The following is a 21,003-nucleotide window of genomic DNA, read 5'->3' as shown; positions in this document are numbered from 1 at the left end:
TTATCCTTTATAGAAAGGCAATTTCACTAATGTTGCAGGAACTGCTTTTTTTCTAATTTGAATATAGATCTTATCATTAGCCTTGGCCATTTCTGTTGGGATATATCCCATTCCTATTCCTTTATCTAAAGAAGGGGACATCGTTCCAGAAGTAACATTACCTATTACTTTTCCTTCGGCATCTACAATATCGTAACCTTGTCTAGGAATCCCTCTTTCATCTAATTCAAAAGCGATCAATTTTCTTTTTGGTCCTTCTTCTTTTTGATTTTTTAATGCTTCAGCATTTATAAAATCTTTAGTGAATTTGGTAATCCATCCCAAGCCTGCTTCAATAGGAGAAGTAGTATCATCAATGTCGTTTCCATATAAACAATAACCCATTTCTAATCGTAAAGTATCTCTTGCTGCCAATCCTATTGGTTTGATCCCAAAATCGGCTCCGGCTTCAAATACCTTGTTCCAGATAGTTTCTGCATCTTCATTTTTGAAATAAATTTCAAATCCACCACTACCAGTATATCCTGTTGCAGATATTATAACATTTTTAACTCCGGCAAATTCAGCAACTTCAAAAGTGTAAAATTTAAGATCTTCTAAATTCACATCGGTTAAAGATTGCATTGCTTTTGCTGCTTTAGGTCCTTGTATCGCCAATAAAGAATATTCATCTGAAAGATCTTTCATGGTAGCATCCATGGTGTTATGCTGTGCGATCCAGTTCCAGTCTTTCTCTATATTAGATGCATTAACAACTAAAATATATTTTTCTTCATTCATCCTATAGATAATAAGGTCGTCTACAATCCCACCATCTTCATTAGGCATACAAGAATATTGCGCTTTCCCATCTATTAATTTTGAAGCGTCGTTAGAACCGATCTTTTGAATAAGTTCTAGAGCATGTTCTCCAGAGATCAAAAATTCCCCCATATGAGAAACATCAAAAACCCCCACATCTTTACGAACAGTTTCATGTTCTATATTAACGCCTTCATAAGAAACAGGCATGTTAAAACCTGCAAATGGAACCATTTTAGCGTTTAATGAGTGATGTATATCGTTAAGGGCTATTTTCTTCATCTCTTTTAGAATTTTCGCAAATTTATTTATTTCAATTTTAATAGTGGTGCAAATAAACATAATTCTTAAGAATCTCTAGCTTATATATTATTGCGCCCTAGAAATTTTATATTTGTAAGTACGAGAAAAAAGAAATAAAGAATGAAAATATTTGATATAGCACAGCTTGCTGAAGCTGATAGAGTAACCATCGAAAAACAAGAAATAAGTTCTACCGAATTAATGGAAAGAGCCGCAACCTTGGTTTTCAATGATATTCATTCCAAATTAAATGGTGCTCAAATTCCAATTAAGATCTTCTGTGGGATTGGCAATAATGGGGGAGATGGTTTAGTAATTGGGAGGTTGCTTTTAGAGCACGGCTATCAAGTATTGGTTTATGTGGTTAATTATAGCAATAAGAGATCTGAAGATTTTTTGTTGAATTATGATAGAATTAAGGAGGTAAGCAATAATTGGCCAAGCGCTATTAAGGGAGAAAAGGATTTCCCGGAAATTTCAGAAAAGGATTTCATTATAGATGCTATGTTTGGAATTGGACTAAACAGACCTTTGGAAGATTGGGTAGGGAAATTGGTGCAGCATATAAATAATTCTAATGCCTTTACTGTATCTATTGATATGCCTTCAGGGATGTTTGCCGATAAAATCCCGAATAACAAGCAGCCTGCTATAAAGGCGAATGTTACTATTACATTTCAATCCCCAAAACTTATATTTTTCCTTCCGCAAGCAGCAGAATATGTAGGTGATATGCAGGTTATAGATATAGGTTTAGATAGGGAGTATTTGGCTAAAGCAATTGTAAATAAGCAACTTATCAATAAGCCTGAAGCCCGGCTGTTATATAAACCTAGAACAAATTTTTCTCACAAAGGAGATTTTGGTCATGCGCTTATTATTGGTGGTAGTTATGGTAAAATAGGAAGTATTTCTTTAAGTGCTAAAGCTGCTTTAAGAACAGGCGCCGGAATGGTGACTATTTTTTCTCCAAAATGCGGATACCAAATACTTCAAAGTATTTTACCAGAAGCAATGGTAATTACAGATAAAAATGAAGAAACACTAAGTAAGATAGAATTCGAACTAGATCCCGATGTAATATGCTTTGGGATGGGAGCAGGAACTTCCAAGGAAACTATTGTCGCATTTAAGGAGTTATTGAATAATACTAAAAAGCCAATGGTTATTGATGCAGATGGAATTAATATTCTATCAAGAGAAAAAGAACTGTTAGAGGAATTACCAGAAAATTCTGTATTAACACCACATCCTGGAGAGTTAGAACGTCTTATTGGGAAATGGAAAGATGATTTTGATAAGCTAGAAAAGGTTAAAAAACTAAGTAAGAAGCATATGCTGATCGTTGTAATTAAAGGGGCACATACTATTATTGTATATAAGGACGACCTCTATATAAATAACACTGGAAACCCTGGAATGGCAACTGCAGGAAGCGGAGATGTATTATCGGGTGTAATTACATCCCTTATCTCTCAAAAATATGAACCTTTAATTGCTGCTGTTTTTGGGGTTTATTTACATGGTAAAACAGGAGATATACTTGCTGAAGAAAGGAGTTATGAAGGTTTGATCGCTGGAGATATTGCTGATAATATTGGAAGATCAATTTTAGATTTGTTTAAAAATGAAATGCAATCTGAAGGGAATTGAAGAATTTTCAGTTATTTTAGCACTTGTTTAAGCAAGGCAGCTAATTAGTTTTGCGTAAATAAACCTCAAATATTCTTTAAGAATTTCTAGGAACGCGAAGGTTCTCGATTTCTTTTCTTTATAAAATGTCACATTGTTTATGAGTTCATACCACTATATAAGTTCTGCAGTACTTGATCTGCAAATAATTCAAGACATCCTTCAAAATAAATTGAAACTGGAATTGAGTGAAGAGTCTAGGGTAAATATTGTAAAATCAAGAAAATATTTAGACGAAAAGATTAAACAAAGTGATGTTCCTGTATATGGAATTAATACTGGTTTTGGTTCTCTGTGTAATGTAAAGATCTCCAATGATCACCTAACGCAACTTCAGGAAAATTTAGTTATGTCTCATGCATGCGGTACGGGTGCATTAGTTGCCAAGCCAATTATTCGTTTGATGTTATTGTTGAAAATCCAGTCCTTAAGCTACGGAAATAGTGGAATTGCATTGGAAACTGTAGAGCGATTAATAGATTTTTATAATGAAGATATTTTACCCGTAATTTACGAACAAGGTTCGTTGGGAGCTTCTGGTGATCTTGCCCCTTTGGCTCATATGTCTTTACCATTACTCGGGAAAGGAGAAGTATATTTTAAGGGCGAAAAATTAGATGCTGCAATGGTATTGGAGAAGTTTAATTGGAAACCAATAGTAATGCAATCTAAAGAAGGTTTGGCTTTGCTAAATGGAACTCAATTTATGAGTGCTCATGGAGTTTATGCCTTGATAGAATCTTATAGGTTATGTTATTTGGCAGATGTTATTGGGGCTGTTTCTATAGATGCATTTAATTGCAATATGTCTCCTTATGATGAACTTGTACATATGGTGCGTCCTCACCGAGGACAAGTAAAAACGGCAGAAAGAATTAGAGAATTCTTAAAGGGAAGTGAAATAGCAATGAAGGAGAAGGCTAGTGTTCAAGATCCTTATTCTTTTAGATGCATCCCACAGGTACATGGAGCAAGTAAAGACACATTGTCCTTTGCTAGAAAAACTATAAAAACAGAGATCAACTCTGTAACAGATAATCCTAATATTTTTATTGAAGCAGATAAGATCATTTCTGGTGGCAACTTTCATGGTCAACCTTTAGCATTAGCTTTAGATTATATGGCGATTGCAATGGCAGAGATCGGGAATATATCTGAAAGAAGGATCTATCAGTTAGTTTCAGGATTAAGAGACCTTCCCACATTTTTAGTTGAAAATCCGGGATTAAATAGTGGCTTTATGATTCCTCAATATACTGCGGCAAGTATTGTGAGCCAGAATAAACAATATGCCACTCCCTCTAGTATAGATTCTATAGTTTCCTCCAATGGCCAGGAAGATCATGTTAGCATGGGCTCTAACGGGGCTACTAAACTCATAAAGGTGATAGATAATATTTCGACTATTCTGGCAATAGAATTGTTTAATGCCTCCCAAGCCTTGCATTATAGGGAACCACAGAAAACATCTATATTTCTACAAGAAATAATTGCAGATTTTAGGAAAGTGGTGCCAATATTATTGGAGGATCAAATAATGTCTACACATATTAAAGCAGCCAAAACCTTCGTCGATAATTTTAAGATTGATCCTCAGGCTTTATTCGATTAGATAAGTTGGTGTTTCATCCAATTAACAGCTTCGTCTAGATTTTCAAAAAATTCAAAAGAACTTCTATTTCTGAAAAATTGTTTTTCTATAATAGAGTTTTGTTTAACCACTGGGTTTTTAGACACAATTGCTATGGCAACCAGACTGGAAACATTAGCAGATTCTAAATGAATCATTGGGTTTACAGAATATGAGTTCACTCTATTTGATATATAACCGTAAGGTTGGTTATTAAATCGGTCACGAGCTAATTCCAAAAGTTCTTGATTATGAGGAATATCGAAAAGAATGCCCTCGTTTAGTTCGGCTATTTGAATATTATTAACAAATGTTACCGATCCAAATTCAAGCTCAAGAGCAGATTTTACCATAAATTATAAGAGAATGTTATGAATTCAAATTTAACATTTTGGATAAGAAAACCAAGGATTTTCTGTTTACAAAATAAACCATTTAATCTGTTGAACCTCAGCAAAATAAAGTGCTTTGGGGGTTTTGCCCTAAAAAATTTAGAGTGTGATGAGCGATTACAACAAAAAAAGACAGCCAATAAATATGAATTTATGGCTGTCTTCTTATTAAACAAATAAATTATTAAACTTCGTTCTCTTCTGTAGCTTTTTCAATTTTAATTGTAAGCTTATCATTTTCCTTATCTAAATCCATGAATATTTTATCACCTTCTTCAAGATGAGAAGTTATTATTTCTTCAGCTAAAGCATCTTCTATATATTTTTGAATAGCTCTATTTAAAGGACGTGCACCATATTCTTTATCGAATCCTTTATCTGCAATATAGTCCTTGGCACTTTCACTTAGTATTAAAGTATAACCAATAACACCAATTCTAGAATAAAGTTTCTCTAATTCAATATCAATGATCTTATGTATATCATCTCTATCTAGGGAATTAAAGATCACCACATCATCTATCCTATTTAAGAATTCTGGAGCAAATGCTTTCTTTAATGCATTTTGAATAACACTTCTAGCATTATCATCTATTTGAGATTTTTGAGAAGCGGTACCAAATCCAACACCTTGTCCAAAATCTTTTAGTTTTCTAGATCCAATATTAGAAGTCATTATAATAATAGTATTTCTAAAATCGATCTTTCTACCTAAACTATCTGTAAGGTATCCATCATCCAATACCTGTAATAACATATTAAAAACATCTGGATGTGCTTTTTCTACCTCATCTAGTAGGATAACAGCATAAGGTTTACGTCTAACTTTTTCTGTTAATTGTCCACCTTCTTCATAACCAATGTATCCCGGAGGTGCACCAATTAATCTAGAGATAGCAAACTTTTCCATATACTCACTCATATCAATTCTTATGAGGGTATCATCATTATCAAACAATTGCTTTGCAAGAACTTTCGCAAGTTGTGTTTTACCAACTCCTGTTTGCCCTAGGAAAATAAACGAACCAATTGGCTTATTAGGATCTTTTAATCCAGCCCTATTTCGTTGAATTGCTTTAACTACTTTGTTAACGGCATCATCCTGCCCAATCACTTTTCCTTTTATACGATCTGGAAGTTCTGCTAGTTTAGTGATCTCTGTTTGTGCAATCCTGTTTACTGGAACACCAGTCATCATAGAAACAACATCTGCAACATGATCTTCTGTAACAGTTTCCTTGTGCAATTTAGATTCCTCTTCCCATTTCTCTTGAGCAATACTTAATTGTTTCTCTAGATTCTTCTCGTCATCTCTTAACTTCGCAGCTTCTTCATACTTTTGTTTTTTAACTACAGCATTTTTATCTTCTCGAACCGCCTCCAATTTTTGTTCTAAATCTAAGATTTGTTTAGGCACTTCGATATTTGTAATATGAACACGTGCGCCAGCTTCATCTAAAGCATCTATAGCCTTATCTGGAAGAAATCTATCTGTAATATATCTATTGGTTAATTTTACACAGGCACTTATAGCCTCTGGTGTATAAAGAACATTGTGATGTTCTTCGTATTTACCTTTAATATTATTTAAGATCTCTAAAGTCTCGTCTACTGTGGTAGGCTCTACGATCACTTTTTGAAATCTTCTTTCTAAGGCACCATCTTTTTCTATGTATTGTCTGTACTCATCTAATGTGGTAGCACCGATACACTGAATTTCCCCTCGTGCTAAGGCTGGCTTAAACATATTACTTGCATCTAAACTTCCGGTAGCGCCGCCTGCACCAACGATAGTATGAATCTCATCTATAAAAAGAATAATATCATCATTCTTCTCAAGCTCGTTCATAACCGCTTTCATACGTTCTTCAAATTGTCCTCTGTACTTTGTTCCAGCTACTAAACTTGCAAGGTCCAAGGTTACAACGCGCTTGTCGAAAAGAATTCTTGAAACTTTACGTTGTACAATTCTTAAAGCTAATCCTTCCGCAATTGCAGATTTACCCACACCTGGTTCTCCAATTAAAAGAGGATTGTTTTTCTTACGTCTACTTAGAATTTGACTCACACGTTCAATTTCCTTTTCTCTACCAACAACAGGATCTAACTTATCTACCTCTGCCATTGCAGTGAGATCTCTTCCGAAGTTATCTAAAACAGGAGTTTTAGATTTCTTATTGGTTTTCCCAGCATTGCTAAAAGGATTGTCCTTAGTTGTATCATCTGAATTCGCATCTTCATCTGAAAATGATTCAGCTCTTGGAGCTTCTAGATAATCGTCATCATTTGTAATCATATATTTAAATTGATCTTTAACTCCATCGTAATCAATCTTCAATTTATTTAAAAGTTTGGTCGTAGGGTCATTTTCATTTCTTAGAATGCACAATAATAAATGTGCTGTATTTATAGAGGTGCTTTGAAAAAGTTTAGCCTCCAAAAATGTGGTTTTTAAAGCCCGCTCTGCTTGTCTAGTAAGGTGTAAATTCTTTTTTTCATTAGAAATTCCTAAAGATTCTGGGTTTGCAGGGCTTAATATTTCTACTTTTCGTCTTAAATGACTCAAGTCTATATCTAGGGCATTCAATATGTTTATGGCTTTACCATCTCCATCTCGCAATAGCCCTAGCATTAAATGTTCTGTACCAATAAAGTCGTGACCTAGCCTAAGAGCTTCTTCTTTGCTATAGGCAATCACATCCTTTACTTTGGGAGAAAAATTATCATCCATCTTATTTACTTTCTCTAAAATTATATATTAACAATTATGGGGGTAGTTCAAAAATTATACCTATTAGGTAATGTGTCGCTAGCTAATTGACAAAATTACTTTCAATATACAAAATATAAGATAGTTAACTTATTAACGAAGCTGCGCTAATTTTTTGTTAATAAATTTTATACAAAGCCTTGTCAATAGTAGTCAAAACAACTGCAAAATCCGTAAATTGGCACGTTATATTTTCAAACTAAATTAAAATATTTAATATGGCTGAAGGAGAAAAGTTAATTCCTATCAACATTGAAGATGAAATGAAATCGGCTTATATCGATTATTCGATGTCGGTCATTGTGTCACGTGCTCTACCTGATGTTCGTGACGGATTAAAACCTGTTCATAGAAGGGTTTTGTTCGGGATGCATGAATTAGGTATTCGAGCTACTGGAGCTCACAAAAAATCTGCAAGAATTGTAGGGGAAGTATTAGGTAAGTATCACCCACACGGGGATACCTCTGTATACGACGCTATGGTGCGTATGGCTCAAGAATGGAGTTTACGATATATGCTTGTAGACGGTCAAGGTAACTTTGGATCTATAGATGGTGATAGTCCTGCAGCAATGCGATATACGGAAGCCAGAATGCGGAAGATCGCAGAAGATATGTTGGCAGATATAGACAAAGAGACTGTAGACCACCGATTGAATTTTGATGATACTTTAGAAGAACCTACCGTATTACCTACACGAGTTCCCAATTTGTTGATAAATGGAGCTAGTGGAATTGCAGTGGGTATGGCAACCAATATGCCTCCTCATAATTTATCTGAAGTTATTGATGGTACCGTTGCGTACATTGAGAACAACGATATAGAAATAGACGAGTTGATCACGCATATTAAAGCCCCAGATTTCCCAACGGGAGGTGTGATTTATGGATACGATGGTGTTCGTGAAGCTTTTAAGACTGGTAGAGGTAGAGTGATGATGCGTGCTAAATCTACTTTAGAGGAAGTTCACGGGCGGGAAGCAATTATCGTAACCGAGATACCATATCAGGTGAATAAAGCCGATATGATCAAGAAAACTGCAGATCTTGTTAATGAAAAGAAGATCGAAGGGATTTCTACTATTAGAGATGAATCTGATAGAAACGGAATGAGAATCGTTTATATTCTTAAGCGAGATGCGATTCCAAATATCGTATTAAATACACTTTTTAAGCATACCGCACTTCAAACCAGTTTTAGTGTTAACAACATTGCCTTAGTTAAAGGTCGACCTGAGATGTTGAATTTGAAGGATATGATCGTTCATTTCGTGGAACATCGCCATGAAGTTGTTGTAAGACGTACTCAATACGAATTGCGTAAAGCAGAAGAGAGAGCACATATTTTAGAGGGATTAATCATTGCTTCAGATAATATAGACGAAGTAATTGCTTTAATTAGATCTTCCAGTAATGGAGATGAAGCTCGATCTAAATTAATAGAACGTTTCAGCTTATCTGAACTTCAAGCCAAAGCGATCGTAGAAATGCGATTAAGACAACTTACGGGACTGGAACAAGATAAATTGCGTTCAGAATATGACGAGATCATTAAAACTATTGAGGATCTTAAAGATATTCTTGCTAGAAAAGAACGTCGTATGCAAGTTATTACAGATGAGTTGTTGGAGATCAAGAATAAATATGGAGATGAGCGTAGATCTGTTATAGAATATGCAGGAGGAGATCTTAGTATAGAAGATATGATTCCAGATGAGCAAGTAGTTATTACTATATCTCATGCAGGTTATATTAAAAGGACATCTCTTACAGAATATAAAACTCAAAATAGAGGTGGAGTTGGGCAAAAAGGTTCTACCACAAGAAATGAAGATTTCTTAGAACATTTATTCACAGGAACCAATCACCAATACATGATCTTTTTCACTCAGAAAGGAAAGTGTTTCTGGATGCGTGTTTATGAAATTCCTGAAGGAAGTAAAACCTCGAAGGGTAGAGCTATTCAGAATTTAATTAATATTGAACCAGACGATAAAGTGAAAGCGTTTATTTGTACACAGGATCTTAAAGATGAAGAGTATATAAATAATCACTTTGTGATCATGGCTACTAAGAAAGGTCAGGTTAAGAAAACTTCTTTAGAGCAATATTCTAGACCTAGAATAAATGGAATTAATGCCATTACTATTCGTGAAGATGATGAGCTTTTAGAGGCTAAACTTACTACAGGTAATAGTCATGTAATGTTGGCAATTAAAAGTGGTAAGGCAATTCGTTTTGAGGAAGAAAAAACCAGACCAATGGGGAGAAATGCCTCAGGAGTTAGAGGTATTACTTTAGCCAGTGATGAAGATGAGGTTGTTGGAATGATCGCCGTGAATGAAATGGATACAGATATTTTAGTAGTTTCTGCAAATGGATATGGAAAACGTTCTAAACTTGATGACTACCGAATTACAAATCGTGGTGGGAAAGGTGTTAAAACAATTTCTGTAACAGAAAAGACTGGAGAATTAGTAGCAATTAAAAACGTTAGTGATAACGATGATCTTATGATCATTAATAGATCTGGACTTGCTATTAGAATGAGCGTCGATAATTTAAGAGTGATGGGAAGAGCTACACAAGGAGTTCGACTTATTAACCTTAAGAGTAATGATGCCATTGCAGCAGTTGCCAAAGTAATGAAGGATGATGAGGAAGTAGAAGTGCTTCTAGATGAGCTTTCAGACACCGAAATCAGTGATGAAAATGCTGATGGCACAACATTTGTAGAAAACAACGAAGATGAATAACTAACAAAAATCAATATTAGAATGAAAAAGAATATTTTATCCATAGGCTTGTCTCTAATTTCCATAGTTGCAATTGCCCAGAAAAAAGAAGTTCGCGATGCTGGTAAAGCAATCGATAAAGGAAGTTATGCAGAAGCAAAGACTTTATTAACCCAAGCAGAATCTATGTTGGGTGATGCTAATGATAATCTTAAAGAAGACTTTTACGTTTTTAAAGGACAAGCATATCTAGGTACTGGAGAAGGTGTTTCTATAAAAGACCTAATGACAGCTTCAGAGGCATTTAAAAAAGCTGAAGAATTAGGTAATGCAGAGGCAGCCGCTCAAGGTTTATCTGGTGTTACAAATAGTTTGATCCAAAGTGCAATAAACGATCAGAATGCTGAGAAATATGATTTAGCTGCTGAAAAATTGTATGCAGGATATCAATTGAATCCTAAGGATACTTTGTATCTATATTTTGCAGCCTCTAATGCAGTAACTGCGAAAGATTACGAGACTGCGCTTACGTACTACGAGAATCTTAAGGAGCTTGGTTATACTGGAATTGAAACTCAGTATATAGCAATAAATAAAGCTACTGGCGAGGAAGAGACTATGTCCAAATCCCAACGTGATTTAATGGTTAAAGCTGGTGAATATATTCAGCCAGAGGATAGAGTAATTCCTTCTAAAGCGGGAGAGATCACTAAAAACATCGCCTTAATATATATTGAGCAAGGTAAAGAAGAAGAAGCTGTGAAGGCTTTAGAAGCGGCAAAAGCTGCTAATCCAGATGACGCTTCCTTAATGCAAACCGAAGCAGATATGTATTACAAAATGGGTAAAAAAGATAAGTATAAAGAAATTATGGAGCAGATTGTAGCTCAAGATCCAACAAATGGGACTTTATACTATAACTTAGGAGTTACCGCTTTTGAAATGGGTGATAATGATGGAGCGATTTCTTATTACGAAAAAGCTTTGGAGCATAAGCCAGAAATGACTGAAGCTCGTTTAAATATCGCTGCTGCAATATTAGCTAACGAAGCTAAGATTGTTGAAGAAATGAATACTTTAGGAATGAGCAAAGCAGATACTAAGAAGTATGATGAACTTGCTGGAAAGCGTAAAGACGTTTATAGAAAAGCGCTTCCATATTTAGAAACAGTTATGCAAAATGATGCTGATAATCTAGAGGCTATTAGAACTGCTATGAATATCTATTACCAATTAGGAGATAATGAAAAAGCAGATGCATTACAAGCAAAATTAACTGCTAAGGAAAACAAATAAGAATTGTAAATTTTTATTACAAAAAAAGGCTGTCATTAATGACAGCCTTTTTTTGTTTCATATTATTCTAAAAAATATCTATTTTATAGACTAATCGTGAAAGCTTTACCCTTTAAATGATTTTTTTAATCACTCTTAGTTGGTGAGTATGTCTTTTAAGATCTGCATTAAAAATACCAGAATGATCTATTCTATCTATTCTCACTTTTCCATTAACATGAATAATATAATTATCATGCATAATAATTCCAACATGCGTGATCTTTCCTTCAGAATTATCAAAAAAAGCGAGATCTCCTGGTTCACTTTCTTCTATAAAACTTAGAGCTTCTCCTTGTGTAGCTTGCTGTGAGGCGTCTCTTAACAAAGAATAACCATTTAGCATGTATACCATTTGAGTAAACCCACTGCAATCTATTCCAAAGGGAGTTTTTCCACCCCACATGTAAGGTGCGTTAAGGTATAAAAGTGCAATTTTCACCAAATTAGTTTTATCCTTTACACCAGAAATACTACTTCCGTCAAAACTGTTTTTTAGGGGTGTATTACTATTAAGGACAGAACCCAAAGAAATAGTGGTTAAACCCTCCAGCTCATCTGTTATGAATTCGATGAGGTCTGCAGAATATCTTCTTTCTTCAGAAGAAAGATCAAAATAAACTGATTCTTCAACCTTAACATATTGTCGATTATCTATCCAACCTTCGTAAGAATCGAATGCAATACGAATTCGGCTCCATTTACCACGTTCCTCAAGAACTTTAAAATATTCCCCATACAAGAGCTGGGTAACCATTTCGGAAGTATCGGCCGGCTGAATTCTAACCGGCACAATACTTAAGTTGCATATTCCGTATTGCATTAATTAAAGCTTGCTAATTTAACTTAGTCTCTCTGAATTACAATTGCAGATGCTCCACCACCTCCATTGCAAATTGCAGCAGCTCCGGTTTTTGCATTATTTTGCTCTAAAACATTCATTAGAGTAATAATAATTCTAACACCAGAACATCCTAGAGGATGACCTAAAGAAACCGCTCCACCATTTACGTTGGTATTTTTATCTGTAAGACCTAAGATCTTCATATTAGCCAATCCAACAACGGCAAAAGCCTCGTTAAATTCGAAAAAGTCTATGTCATCCTTATTCATGCCTGCTTTAGCTAATGCTTTTGGAAGGGCCTTAGACGGTGCAGTGGTAAACCATTTTGGTTCTTGTGCAGCATCTGCGAAACTTTTTATACTCGCTAATACTTTCAATCCTAATTCATCTGCTTTTTCACGACTCATTAAGATCACTGCACCAGCTCCATCATTAATTGTTGAAGCATTTGCTGCAGTAACAGTACCATCTTTAGAAAATGCAGGACGTAAAGAAGAGATTTTATCCATTCTTACATTCTTGAATTCTTCATCTTCTTTAATTACAATAGGGTCTCCTTTTCTTTGAGGAACTTCTACAGGAACAACTTCATTATCAAATTTTCCATCTTTCCATGCTTTAGCAGAACGCTCATAAGATTGAACCGCAAAAGCATCTTGATCTTCTCTACTAAAATTATGTTCTGTAGCACATAGATCTGCACAGGTTCCCATTGCATTATGATCGTACGCATCTACTAGTCCATCTTTTTGCATTCCATCGATCATGGTAGCTGGACCAAATTTTTGACCAGATCTTAAATGCATATAGTGTGGGATCAAACTCATGTTTTCCATTCCTCCGGCAACAACAATGTTGGCATCACCAAGCATGATAGCTTGTGCACCTTGCATTACAGCTTTCATTCCACTGGCACATACTTTATTTATTGTAGTACAGGGTACAGTATCCGGGATTCCGGCACCTAATGCAGCTTGCCTAGCTGGCGCTTGTCCAACACCGGCTTGTACTACGTTACCCATTAATACTTCATCTACCATTTCTGGTTTTAATCCTATTTTATTTAAAGCTCCTTGAATTGCGATAGAACCTAATTTTGTTGCTGGTACTGTAGATAATCCACCTAGAAAACTTCCTATTGGTGTTCTTGCAGCACTTACAATTACTACTTCCTTATTCATAACTTAAAATTTTAATTTTCTCTTGATGCGAATTTAGTGATTTTATCAAGAACAAACCAAGGCTTCTAGGTGCACCGTGTTTTTTTACTACATTTGAAAAATAGTATTAAAATACATGAAGAATTTCGTAAACAACTTTTACAAAAATCAAGCATTATTCTACAAGATTTTTCTGTTTATAGTCACGACGGTTTTAATAGTTTATCTTCTTCCAAAAGGAGGTAAATTTAAATATGAGATCACTAAAGGCAAGCCTTGGCAATATGAAAATCTATATGCGCCATTTGATTTTGCGATCTTAAAAAGTGATGCTGAAATAGTTAAAGAAAAGCTTCAGATAAATACCAACCATATTCCTTATTACACGGTTAATAAGAATATGGTAGAACTGGTAAGGTCTAAAGTTCCTGAACAATTAGGGAAAACCTTCACCGATAGTATTTTAAAAAGGAAAAGAGGGCAGTTATCTGGTTTTATAGATAAGACCCTAGATAACATCTATGAATATGGAGTTTTACTTGAAGGAAAACCTGCCGACGCAAATAAACTGGTTTATTTAAAAAGAGGAAACGAGGCGTTTGAAGTTAATTATGACAAATTATTACTTCAAGATGAAATTCGCCCCTATTTAAATGTTCAAATAGACAAAAGTAATCTCTCTTCACTAAAGCCCGAGTTATTAGAGTTCTTTTATAATATAATTAAGCCTAATGTTACCTACGATTCTGGGTTTACTCAAAAGGAATTGGATAGTAAATTAAGTTCTATTTCTTACACTCGAGGAAGTATAGAACGTGGAACTATAATAATTTCTAAAGGGGAAATAGTAGAAGGGGAAACTTTAGATATTTTAACCTCACTTAAATCTGAATATGAATCTCAAGTATGGAGTGATTCTAGTTACAATTGGATCTTATTTGGTTACAGTATACTAGTTTGTCTTGCCTTGTTGATGTTGCTTTTATTTATTAGAAGAAATAGAAGAGATATTTTCGATAATAATGTGAAGGTTTCTTTTATTTTCTTTAATATTTTATTGATGGTTTTTTTAACCACATTAGTTGTAAAATTCGAGGCAAAATATCTATATATCGTTCCGCTTTGTATACTACCCTTAACCTTAAAGGCTTTTTTTGATTCCAGATTGGGACTGTTCGCTCATGTGATCACCGTGCTTATTTTGGGTTTTGTAGTTCCTAATAGTTACGAGTATATGTTCCTTCAAATCATCGCTGGGATCGTTACTATTCTTACAGTTTCAGAATTGTATAAGAGAGCTAATTTATTTATTTCAGTAGGACAAATAACCTTTATTTATATTCTAGTTTATTTTGCTTTCACCATTATTCAAGAAGGAAATATACAGGATCTTAATTCTGAAATGTTTCTTACGTTTATCTTAGGTGGATTGGCAACTTTATTCGTGCAGCCGCTAATATATATATATGAAAAACTTTTCGGTTTGGTTTCAGATATGTCCCTATTAGAATTGTCTGATACTAATTCTAAACTACTAAAAGAATTGGCAGAGAAAGCTCCAGGTACTTTCCATCATTCTCTAAATGTTGCAAACTTAGCTGAAGCTGCCGCCAATGAAATTGGGGCAAATGCTATGTTGGCTAGGGTAGGAGCCTTATATCATGATATTGGTAAAATGGAAAACTCTACCTATTTTTCTGAAAATCAAACAAGTTCTGTGAATTCTCATGATGAGTTATCTCCGGCAGAAAGTGCTGAAGTAATTATTAATCACGTGATCCATGGAATAGAAATAGCTAGAAAAAACAATCTGCCAGATAGGGTGATAGATTTTATTAGAACTCATCATGGTACATCTTTGGTGTATTTCTTTTATATGAAAGAAAAGGAAATGAATGATAAAGTTTCCACTTTGGATTTTAGATATCCTGGTCCAATTCCTTTTAGCAAGGAAACTGCCATTTTAATGATGTGTGACAGTGTAGAAGCTGCCAGTAAGAGTTTAAAGGAACCAACTACCGCGAAAATCGACGATTTTGTAGAAAGGATCATTAATAAACAAATGGATGAAGCTCAGTTCTTAAACGCAAATATCACTTTTAAAGAGATCCAGCTAATCAAAAAAATATTGAAACAAAAACTGAAAAATATTTTCCATTTAAGAGTAGAATATCCAGAATAGCGCTAGCGAACTTCAAGTATTTTTATTTCTTTTTCGTTTAACATAAATGTTTCTCCCGCTTTCTTACCCTTTAGTTTTTCATAAATAGGCGCTTCGGTAGAGATCACATATACACTACTGCCATCGTCCATATTAATTTTTCCTAAAGCACAAGCAATAAAGTAATAATTATTTTCGGTTTCAATGATGCTTCCAAATTTTATGGACTCGCTATAATGTTCTCTATCTACTTTATTAAGCGTGAGTTTCATATTTTGCGCAGTATCAAGATATTTTGCATATTTTTCGAAATCCCCTAATAATTCTCCCTTACTTCCTTCTTCATCATAATCTGTATGTACATCATTTGCTTCCATAGACTCTTTTATAGTATCCATTTCTGCCTTGTAACGTTGTATTTGCTTATTTATAGCATCTAAGCTATTATTGAATAATTGGGTTTTATTTGGTATCATTTTTATAGTTTTAATTAAAAGTAGGTATCACTTTTTAACTGATATAATTATTTGCAAAATTTTAATAATTGATAATTTTCCAATTCATCCATTATATATAAGTCCATAGGCTTATATTAGTTATTTATAAGTCTACAGACTAATATTTTATGTTTATAAGGCTTCAGACTAATAAATTTTATATATTTGAAGTTATGATAGCAGTTTTAACAGCAGACTTAATAGATTCTTCTCTCTACGAAGAGAATGTCCTGCAAGAAGTATTAGATACTCTTAAGCAAGAGTTTAAAGACATCGCAGAGGAATATGGCAAGAATGAAATACGTCTTGAAATTTACAGAGGAGACAGTTTTCAAGGAATAATTAAAAATCCTGAGAACGCCTTAAAAATCGCATTACAAATAAAAACAGCAATAAACAGAATTCATTTTAAGGAAACGGTTAAGAATAAAGCCTATTCAAAAATCGCAGATTTTAAGATAGCTATAGGGATTGGAGAGCAAGAATTAGAACGAGAATCAATTGCAGAGTCTAATGGTCCAGCGTTTCAGTTTTCAGGCCGAACCTTAGATGAAATGAAAACCGAACATAGAAAAACTAAATTAAAGACCAATTCTGAGGAAATAAATGATGAATTTAATACCTCTCTATTCCTGTTAGATACCATTACAGATAAATGGAGTACAGCATCTGCAGAAGTAGTATACTATCTTTTAAAAGACCTTAAGGAACGAGAAGTGGCAGAAGCTATTAATATTAGTCAGTCTGCCGTAAATCAGCGTAAAAAGGCTGCTGGATGGGATGCTATTTCGGTTTTATTAAATAGGTATAGAACAGTGATCACGAACAAGTTAGAAAACAGAAGATAACATGCTTATTTTAATACAATTATTGATAGCACATCTCTTAACCGATTTTGCGCTTCAGCCCACAAGCTGGATAAAGCACAAAAGAAAATATAAGGTAAGATCTTATTTTTTGATCATTCATGCCATAATCGCAGGAGTGCTAACGGTACTATTTTTACAGCAATTAGAGTGGTGGTATATAGGTTTAGTTATAAGCATCACACATTTTTTAATAGATTGGTGGAAACTAAATCAGAAAAAAGACAACTTAAAATATTTTATTCTAGATCAGATCTTTCATTTATTAATAATAGTTATAGTATGGTTATACTTAATAAATGGATATTCCAGGATCCTTCCCGTTTTAAAAGAAATATTTAATTCTATAACTATACTTACGATCTTAGGATCTTATCTATTTGTGATCTTCCCAGCAGGGTTTTTAATTGGAAAAGCCACCAAAAGATGGCAAAATGAAATTGAAGAGACCAATAAAAAGACCAGTCTAGATGATGCCGGTCGCTATATTGGGATTTTTGAAAGGATCCTTGTTCTAACATTTATACTTACAAGTAATTTCTCTGCAATCGGTTTTTTAATCGCAGCCAAGTCTATTCTAAGATTTAGTGATAAATCTGAAACAGGAGCTAGGAAGCAAACAGAATATGTGCTTATAGGAACTCTAATAAGCTTTACCATAACAATCCTTCTAGGATTATTAGTAAGCCATTTCTTGTTCTAGTAATTGAATATTGCTAAACATTCGTTCTTTAACGAGATTCATCATTCGCTTATTTAGGGCCGAAGAATTTTCTATATATAATAGATATTCTTCTATTGTAAATTGGCCCATAACGATCCCTTTTAAGCTATTTCTAAATTTAATATCCCGTTGAATGGCATTTTCAATAAAGCTCAATTTCTTTTGTACAGAATAAGAATGAAAGCTGTTTTTGTGTTTCTTAATGTAGTTCCTGAAGACTTCAACAAAGAGCTCATTTTGAAGTTTAATAACGGGGCGGAGGGTTTTGTTTTGAAAATGTTCATCACGACTCATTTTTTCTGAAACTCTTGCCGATGGAATTTCTGGTCTTAGACGAAGCAATTCAGTATCTCGATGATTCATAGTTATGAAGTTTATTAAATTTAATTAAAATATAGCCAGATTATAAAATAGACTAGTCGACTTTTAAACCGATTTATAAACAAATTGCTCAGTTAAAAGTGTCTTAATCACTTAGCCTTTTGCCATGTTCTTTTTATCTTTAATCAAATTGAAAAAAAGTTATGATCGTATCCCGAAATCCCTATAATGGTCAAGAAGTAGCCAGTATCAAAGAATTTTCTAAAAAAGATATAGATAGTGCATTAGAAGCAGCCAACGAAAGATATCAAAGTTGGAAACACACATCCCTTAGTGAACGTGCCAAATTGATGATGGCAGCTGCAAAAGAATTAAAAAAGAATAAGCAAGAATATGCTGAAACCATTACCTTGGAAATGGGAAAGCCAATTACTCAGTCCATTGCAGAAGTAGAAAAATGTGCATGGGTATGTGAATATTATGCTGAAAATGCAGAGCAATTTTTAGCTAAAGAAATGATTAATACAGATGCTAGAAAGAGTTATACCTCCTTTGAACCTATAGGGATCGTACTTGCGGTAATGCCATGGAATTATCCTTTCTGGCAAGTTTTTAGATTTGCAGCTCCGGCATTAATGGCAGGAAACATAGGTGTGTTAAAACATGCTAGTAACGTAATGCAATCTGCAAACAATATTCAGAAAATATTTGAAAGAGCAGGTTTTCCAAAAGCTTGTTTTCAAAACCTTCCTATTGGCAGTAAGCAAGTGGAAGATATAATTAGAGATCCTAGAATTAAAGCGGTTACCCTTACAGGAAGTAAACCTGCAGGTAGTGCGGTAGCTTCGGTTGCTGCAGAAGAGATAAAAAAATCTGTTTTAGAATTAGGCGGGAGCAATGCTTTGGTGGTTTTTAAAGATGCTAATATAAAAAAGACAGTGGATATCTGCGTTCAAGCAAGATTTCAGAATACTGGTCAAAGCTGTATTGCAGGAAAAAGACTTTTATTACACGATTCTATAGCGGAAGAATTTTTAGAACTGTTCTCTAAGAAGGTGAGAGAGCTGAAAAGCGGGGACCCTATGGATAAAGAGACATATATTGGAGTTTTAGCAAGAGAAGATCTTGCAGAAGATCTTGAAAAGCAAGTAGAAGCCTCTGTAAAGCAAGGAGCAAAGATTCATTTAGGAGGTGTTAGAAACGGCACTTATTATGAACCTACAATTATAACGGGCGTTACTAAGGAAATGACCGTATTTAAAGAAGAAACCTTTGGGCCAGTAATTTCTGTAACAACTTTTAAAGATGAAAAAGAGGCTGTAGAACTCGTGAATTTTTCAGATTTTGGATTGGGAGTTTCTGTTTTTACCGAAGATCTTGAATTTGCAGAAAAAATATGCCCAGAATTCGATGATGGAGCGGTGTTCATAAATGAATTAGTTAAGAGTGATCCTAGGTTGCCTTTTGGTGGAACAAAAATATCTGGATATGGAAGAGAATTATCTATTCACGGAATTAGAGAGTTTGTTAATAAGAAAACTGTATATATAAGTTAAGCCTTTGGAAGATATTGAATCTTAAAAGAAGAGCAGAGAAATGTGTTATAAAGGAAGTATTGCTGCAGAGGAAAGAAGAATTCAGGATCGGGTGTCCAGAAATTTTAAGGATAAGATTAAATACACTCCTTCCTATAACATAAATGCTTTTGCAAATCCGCAAATATATATTGTTGCTCAGGATGATCCAGATGTTATTAATCTTGGTGTTTGGGGCTTAGTTCCAAACTGGAAAACAAATGATCCCAAGGGGTTTTTGAGCAAAAAACAGTATACTAATAATGCTAGAGGCGAGGATCTATATGAAACTCCATCATATAAAGACCATGTGGTAAATGAGCGATGTTGGATCTTGTTTGATGGATTTTTTGAACCTCACTATCATTCTCCTAAAATTCAACAACCTTATTTTTGTTATATCCCAGAAGGAAGATCTATTTCAAAAAGACAGATATTGACTATTGCAGGGATATATTCCAAAATTCAAGATGAGTATTATGTGAGTTTAATTACCACGGAGGCTAACGATTTTTTTTCTGAAATTCATAATAAACAAAAAAGAATGCCTCTTGTATTGGATACTAGTTTACGTGAAAAGTGGCTCTTAAAGGATCAACCTAAAACTATGATTCTGGATTTAGTAGCTAATGGATTTACAAAAGATAAGTTTTATGCCCATCCAGTATCAAATCAATTATATAAAGGAAGTAATGAGGAATCAACAATTAGAGCTGTAGAACCTTTTCAATCTCCTTCTTTATTTAATTAAGCGCAAAAAACTTTAAACTAAATGAGGCAAGAAATAGCAATTACGGTAGACGCTGTAATATTAAAGGATTTAAAATCTTCTACCAGTATACTTTTAATTAAAAGAAAGAATGAGCCTTTTAAACATACGTGGGCTTTACCTGGAGGTTTTCTAGAAGTAAACGAAAATTTAATAAATGGAGCAAAGAGAGAATTGCTTGAGGAAACAGGTGTAGAAATAGAAGGTTTAAAGCAATTAAGAACCTATGGCGATCTAAAGAGAGATCCTAGAGGTAGAACAATCTCTATAGCTTTTATTGGCATTATAAATCATGAAATTAATATAAAGGCGGGTGATGATGCTAAAGAAGCAAAATGGTTTAATTTAGAGGAATTGCCAGAACTTGCATTTGATCATTCTAAAATAATTATAGATGCAAAAATATACTTTGAGAATAATAACTTATAA

The 21,003-nt window shown here is 34.1% G+C and carries 17 protein-coding genes; 10 read left to right on the top strand and 7 right to left on the bottom strand.

All coding sequences use genetic code 11. The features are described from left to right. The gene (gcvT, locus tag BC962_RS07245) at positions 1 to 1,083 is read right to left on the bottom strand and encodes a glycine cleavage system aminomethyltransferase GcvT (RefSeq protein ID WP_121346035.1); all 1,083 of its coding nucleotides are present in this window, start codon (positions 1,081 to 1,083) and stop codon (positions 1 to 3) included. A gap of 141 nt (positions 1,084 to 1,224) precedes the next feature. On the opposite strand from gcvT, the gene BC962_RS07240 reads away from it, so the two are divergent. Both BC962_RS07240 and hutH read left to right on the top strand, forming a co-directional pair. Beyond that, on the top strand, positions 1,225 to 2,757 hold the full coding sequence (locus BC962_RS07240; RefSeq protein WP_121345320.1) for an NAD(P)H-hydrate dehydratase: 1,533 nt from the start codon (positions 1,225 to 1,227) through the stop codon (positions 2,755 to 2,757). Between the two features lie 139 nt (positions 2,758 to 2,896). Beyond that, positions 2,897 to 4,408 carry a histidine ammonia-lyase gene (hutH, locus tag BC962_RS07235; protein WP_121345319.1) on the top strand — a complete coding sequence of 504 codons (1,512 nt, stop codon included), beginning with the start codon at positions 2,897 to 2,899 and terminating at the stop codon, positions 4,406 to 4,408. On the opposite strand, the gene BC962_RS07230 is transcribed toward hutH, so the two are convergent. Both BC962_RS07230 and BC962_RS07220 read right to left on the bottom strand, forming a co-directional pair. Then, complete coding sequence (locus tag BC962_RS07230) at positions 4,405 to 4,779, bottom strand: hypothetical protein (RefSeq protein ID WP_121345317.1); 375 nt, start codon at positions 4,777 to 4,779, stop codon at positions 4,405 to 4,407. The two genes, hutH and BC962_RS07230, sit on opposite strands and share 4 nt — an antisense overlap. Positions 4,780 to 5,002: 223 nt before the next feature. Continuing rightward, positions 5,003 to 7,549: an ATP-dependent Clp protease ATP-binding subunit gene (locus BC962_RS07220; protein ID WP_121345313.1), complete on the bottom strand. Its 2,547-nt coding sequence runs from the start codon at positions 7,547 to 7,549 to the stop codon at positions 5,003 to 5,005. Positions 7,550 to 7,806: 257 nt separating this feature from the next. On the opposite strand from BC962_RS07220, the gene gyrA reads away from it, so the two are divergent. Beyond that, a complete protein-coding gene (gene gyrA / locus BC962_RS07215; RefSeq protein ID WP_121345311.1) occupies positions 7,807 to 10,344 on the top strand; it encodes a DNA gyrase subunit A in 2,538 nt (845 codons plus the stop codon). Between the two features lie 21 nt (positions 10,345 to 10,365). After that, complete coding sequence (locus BC962_RS07210) at positions 10,366 to 11,619, top strand: tetratricopeptide repeat protein (RefSeq protein WP_121345310.1); 1,254 nt, start codon at positions 10,366 to 10,368, stop codon at positions 11,617 to 11,619. A 112-nt stretch (positions 11,620 to 11,731) separates the two neighbouring features. Here the strand turns inward: BC962_RS07210 and BC962_RS07205 are convergent, their stop codons facing one another. After that, a complete protein-coding gene (locus tag BC962_RS07205) occupies positions 11,732 to 12,481 on the bottom strand; it encodes a C40 family peptidase (RefSeq protein ID WP_121345308.1) in 750 nt (249 codons plus the stop codon). A gap of 23 nt (positions 12,482 to 12,504) precedes the next feature. Then, complete coding sequence (locus BC962_RS07200; RefSeq protein ID WP_121345306.1) at positions 12,505 to 13,683, bottom strand: acetyl-CoA C-acyltransferase; 1,179 nt, start codon at positions 13,681 to 13,683, stop codon at positions 12,505 to 12,507. A 115-nt stretch (positions 13,684 to 13,798) separates the two neighbouring features. Between BC962_RS07200 and BC962_RS07195 the strand changes: the two genes are divergently transcribed. Beyond that, a complete protein-coding gene (locus BC962_RS07195) occupies positions 13,799 to 15,844 on the top strand; it encodes an HD family phosphohydrolase (protein WP_121345304.1) in 2,046 nt (681 codons plus the stop codon). 2 nt (positions 15,845 to 15,846) lie between these two features. Here BC962_RS07195 and BC962_RS07190 read toward each other — a convergent pair whose 3' ends face one another. Beyond that, on the bottom strand, positions 15,847 to 16,299 hold the full coding sequence (locus BC962_RS07190) for a transcription elongation factor (protein ID WP_183075464.1): 453 nt from the start codon (positions 16,297 to 16,299) through the stop codon (positions 15,847 to 15,849). A gap of 194 nt (positions 16,300 to 16,493) precedes the next feature. Here BC962_RS07190 and BC962_RS07185 point away from each other — a divergent pair, with 194 nt between their 5' ends. Together BC962_RS07185 and BC962_RS07180 are read left to right on the top strand one after the other, a co-directional pair. After that, positions 16,494 to 17,168 (top strand): SatD family protein, encoded by a 675-nt coding sequence (locus BC962_RS07185; protein WP_121346034.1) that lies wholly within the window; start codon positions 16,494 to 16,496, stop codon positions 17,166 to 17,168. 1 nt (position 17,169) lies between these two features. Continuing rightward, positions 17,170 to 17,889: a DUF3307 domain-containing protein gene (locus BC962_RS07180; protein WP_121345300.1), complete on the top strand. Its 720-nt coding sequence runs from the start codon at positions 17,170 to 17,172 to the stop codon at positions 17,887 to 17,889. Here the strand turns inward: BC962_RS07180 and BC962_RS07175 are convergent. Beyond that, a complete protein-coding gene (locus BC962_RS07175) occupies positions 17,866 to 18,273 on the bottom strand; it encodes a glyoxalase (RefSeq protein WP_121345298.1) in 408 nt (135 codons plus the stop codon). The genes BC962_RS07180 and BC962_RS07175 overlap by 24 nt on opposite strands. A 161-nt stretch (positions 18,274 to 18,434) precedes the next feature. Here BC962_RS07175 and BC962_RS07170 point away from each other — a divergent pair, with 161 nt between their 5' ends. The 3 genes from BC962_RS07170 to BC962_RS07160 are packed head-to-tail and all read left to right on the top strand — an operon-like array spanning position 18,435 to position 21,003. Continuing rightward, the gene (locus tag BC962_RS07170) at positions 18,435 to 19,787 is read left to right on the top strand and encodes an NAD-dependent succinate-semialdehyde dehydrogenase (protein ID WP_121345296.1); all 1,353 of its coding nucleotides are present in this window, start codon (positions 18,435 to 18,437) and stop codon (positions 19,785 to 19,787) included. Positions 19,788 to 19,827: 40 nt separating this feature from the next. After that, positions 19,828 to 20,556 carry an SOS response-associated peptidase gene (locus BC962_RS07165; protein ID WP_121345295.1) on the top strand — a complete coding sequence of 243 codons (729 nt, stop codon included), beginning with the start codon at positions 19,828 to 19,830 and terminating at the stop codon, positions 20,554 to 20,556. 21 nt (positions 20,557 to 20,577) lie between these two features. After that, positions 20,578 to 21,003 carry an NUDIX domain-containing protein gene (locus BC962_RS07160; RefSeq protein WP_121345293.1) on the top strand — a complete coding sequence of 142 codons (426 nt, stop codon included), beginning with the start codon at positions 20,578 to 20,580 and terminating at the stop codon, positions 21,001 to 21,003.

This window comes from Gillisia mitskevichiae (assembly GCF_003634585.1).
GTDB classification, from domain to species: Bacteria; Bacteroidota; Bacteroidia; order Flavobacteriales; family Flavobacteriaceae; genus Gillisia; species Gillisia mitskevichiae.
Note: the sequence above shows the minus strand (reverse complement) of the source record. Positions and strands in the feature narration are given on the sequence as shown.

What these genes read in the sequence shown, in the direction of transcription:
- gyrA (WP_121345311.1), top strand. Translation starts at nt 7,807, where the DNA reads ATGGCTGAAGGAGAAAAGTTAATTCCTATCAACATTGAAGATGAAATG.
- BC962_RS07165 (WP_121345295.1), top strand. Translation starts at nt 19,828, where the DNA reads ATGTGTTATAAAGGAAGTATTGCTGCAGAGGAAAGAAGAATTCAGGAT.
- BC962_RS07180 (WP_121345300.1), top strand. Translation starts at nt 17,170, where the DNA reads ATGCTTATTTTAATACAATTATTGATAGCACATCTCTTAACCGATTTT.
- BC962_RS07160 (WP_121345293.1), top strand. Translation starts at nt 20,578, where the DNA reads ATGAGGCAAGAAATAGCAATTACGGTAGACGCTGTAATATTAAAGGAT.
- gcvT (WP_121346035.1), bottom strand. Translation starts at nt 1,083, where the DNA reads ATGAAGAAAATAGCCCTTAACGATATACATCACTCATTAAACGCTAAA.
- BC962_RS07205 (WP_121345308.1), bottom strand. Translation starts at nt 12,481, where the DNA reads ATGCAATACGGAATATGCAACTTAAGTATTGTGCCGGTTAGAATTCAG.
- BC962_RS07240 (WP_121345320.1), top strand. Translation starts at nt 1,225, where the DNA reads ATGAAAATATTTGATATAGCACAGCTTGCTGAAGCTGATAGAGTAACC.
- BC962_RS07170 (WP_121345296.1), top strand. Translation starts at nt 18,435, where the DNA reads ATGATCGTATCCCGAAATCCCTATAATGGTCAAGAAGTAGCCAGTATC.
- BC962_RS07230 (WP_121345317.1), bottom strand. Translation starts at nt 4,779, where the DNA reads ATGGTAAAATCTGCTCTTGAGCTTGAATTTGGATCGGTAACATTTGTT.
- BC962_RS07220 (WP_121345313.1), bottom strand. Translation starts at nt 7,549, where the DNA reads ATGGATGATAATTTTTCTCCCAAAGTAAAGGATGTGATTGCCTATAGC.
- BC962_RS07190 (WP_183075464.1), bottom strand. Translation starts at nt 16,299, where the DNA reads ATGATACCAAATAAAACCCAATTATTCAATAATAGCTTAGATGCTATA.
- BC962_RS07200 (WP_121345306.1), bottom strand. Translation starts at nt 13,683, where the DNA reads ATGAATAAGGAAGTAGTAATTGTAAGTGCTGCAAGAACACCAATAGGA.
- BC962_RS07175 (WP_121345298.1), bottom strand. Translation starts at nt 18,273, where the DNA reads ATGAATCATCGAGATACTGAATTGCTTCGTCTAAGACCAGAAATTCCA.
- hutH (WP_121345319.1), top strand. Translation starts at nt 2,897, where the DNA reads ATGAGTTCATACCACTATATAAGTTCTGCAGTACTTGATCTGCAAATA.
- BC962_RS07210 (WP_121345310.1), top strand. Translation starts at nt 10,366, where the DNA reads ATGAAAAAGAATATTTTATCCATAGGCTTGTCTCTAATTTCCATAGTT.
- BC962_RS07185 (WP_121346034.1), top strand. Translation starts at nt 16,494, where the DNA reads ATGATAGCAGTTTTAACAGCAGACTTAATAGATTCTTCTCTCTACGAA.
- BC962_RS07195 (WP_121345304.1), top strand. Translation starts at nt 13,799, where the DNA reads ATGAAGAATTTCGTAAACAACTTTTACAAAAATCAAGCATTATTCTAC.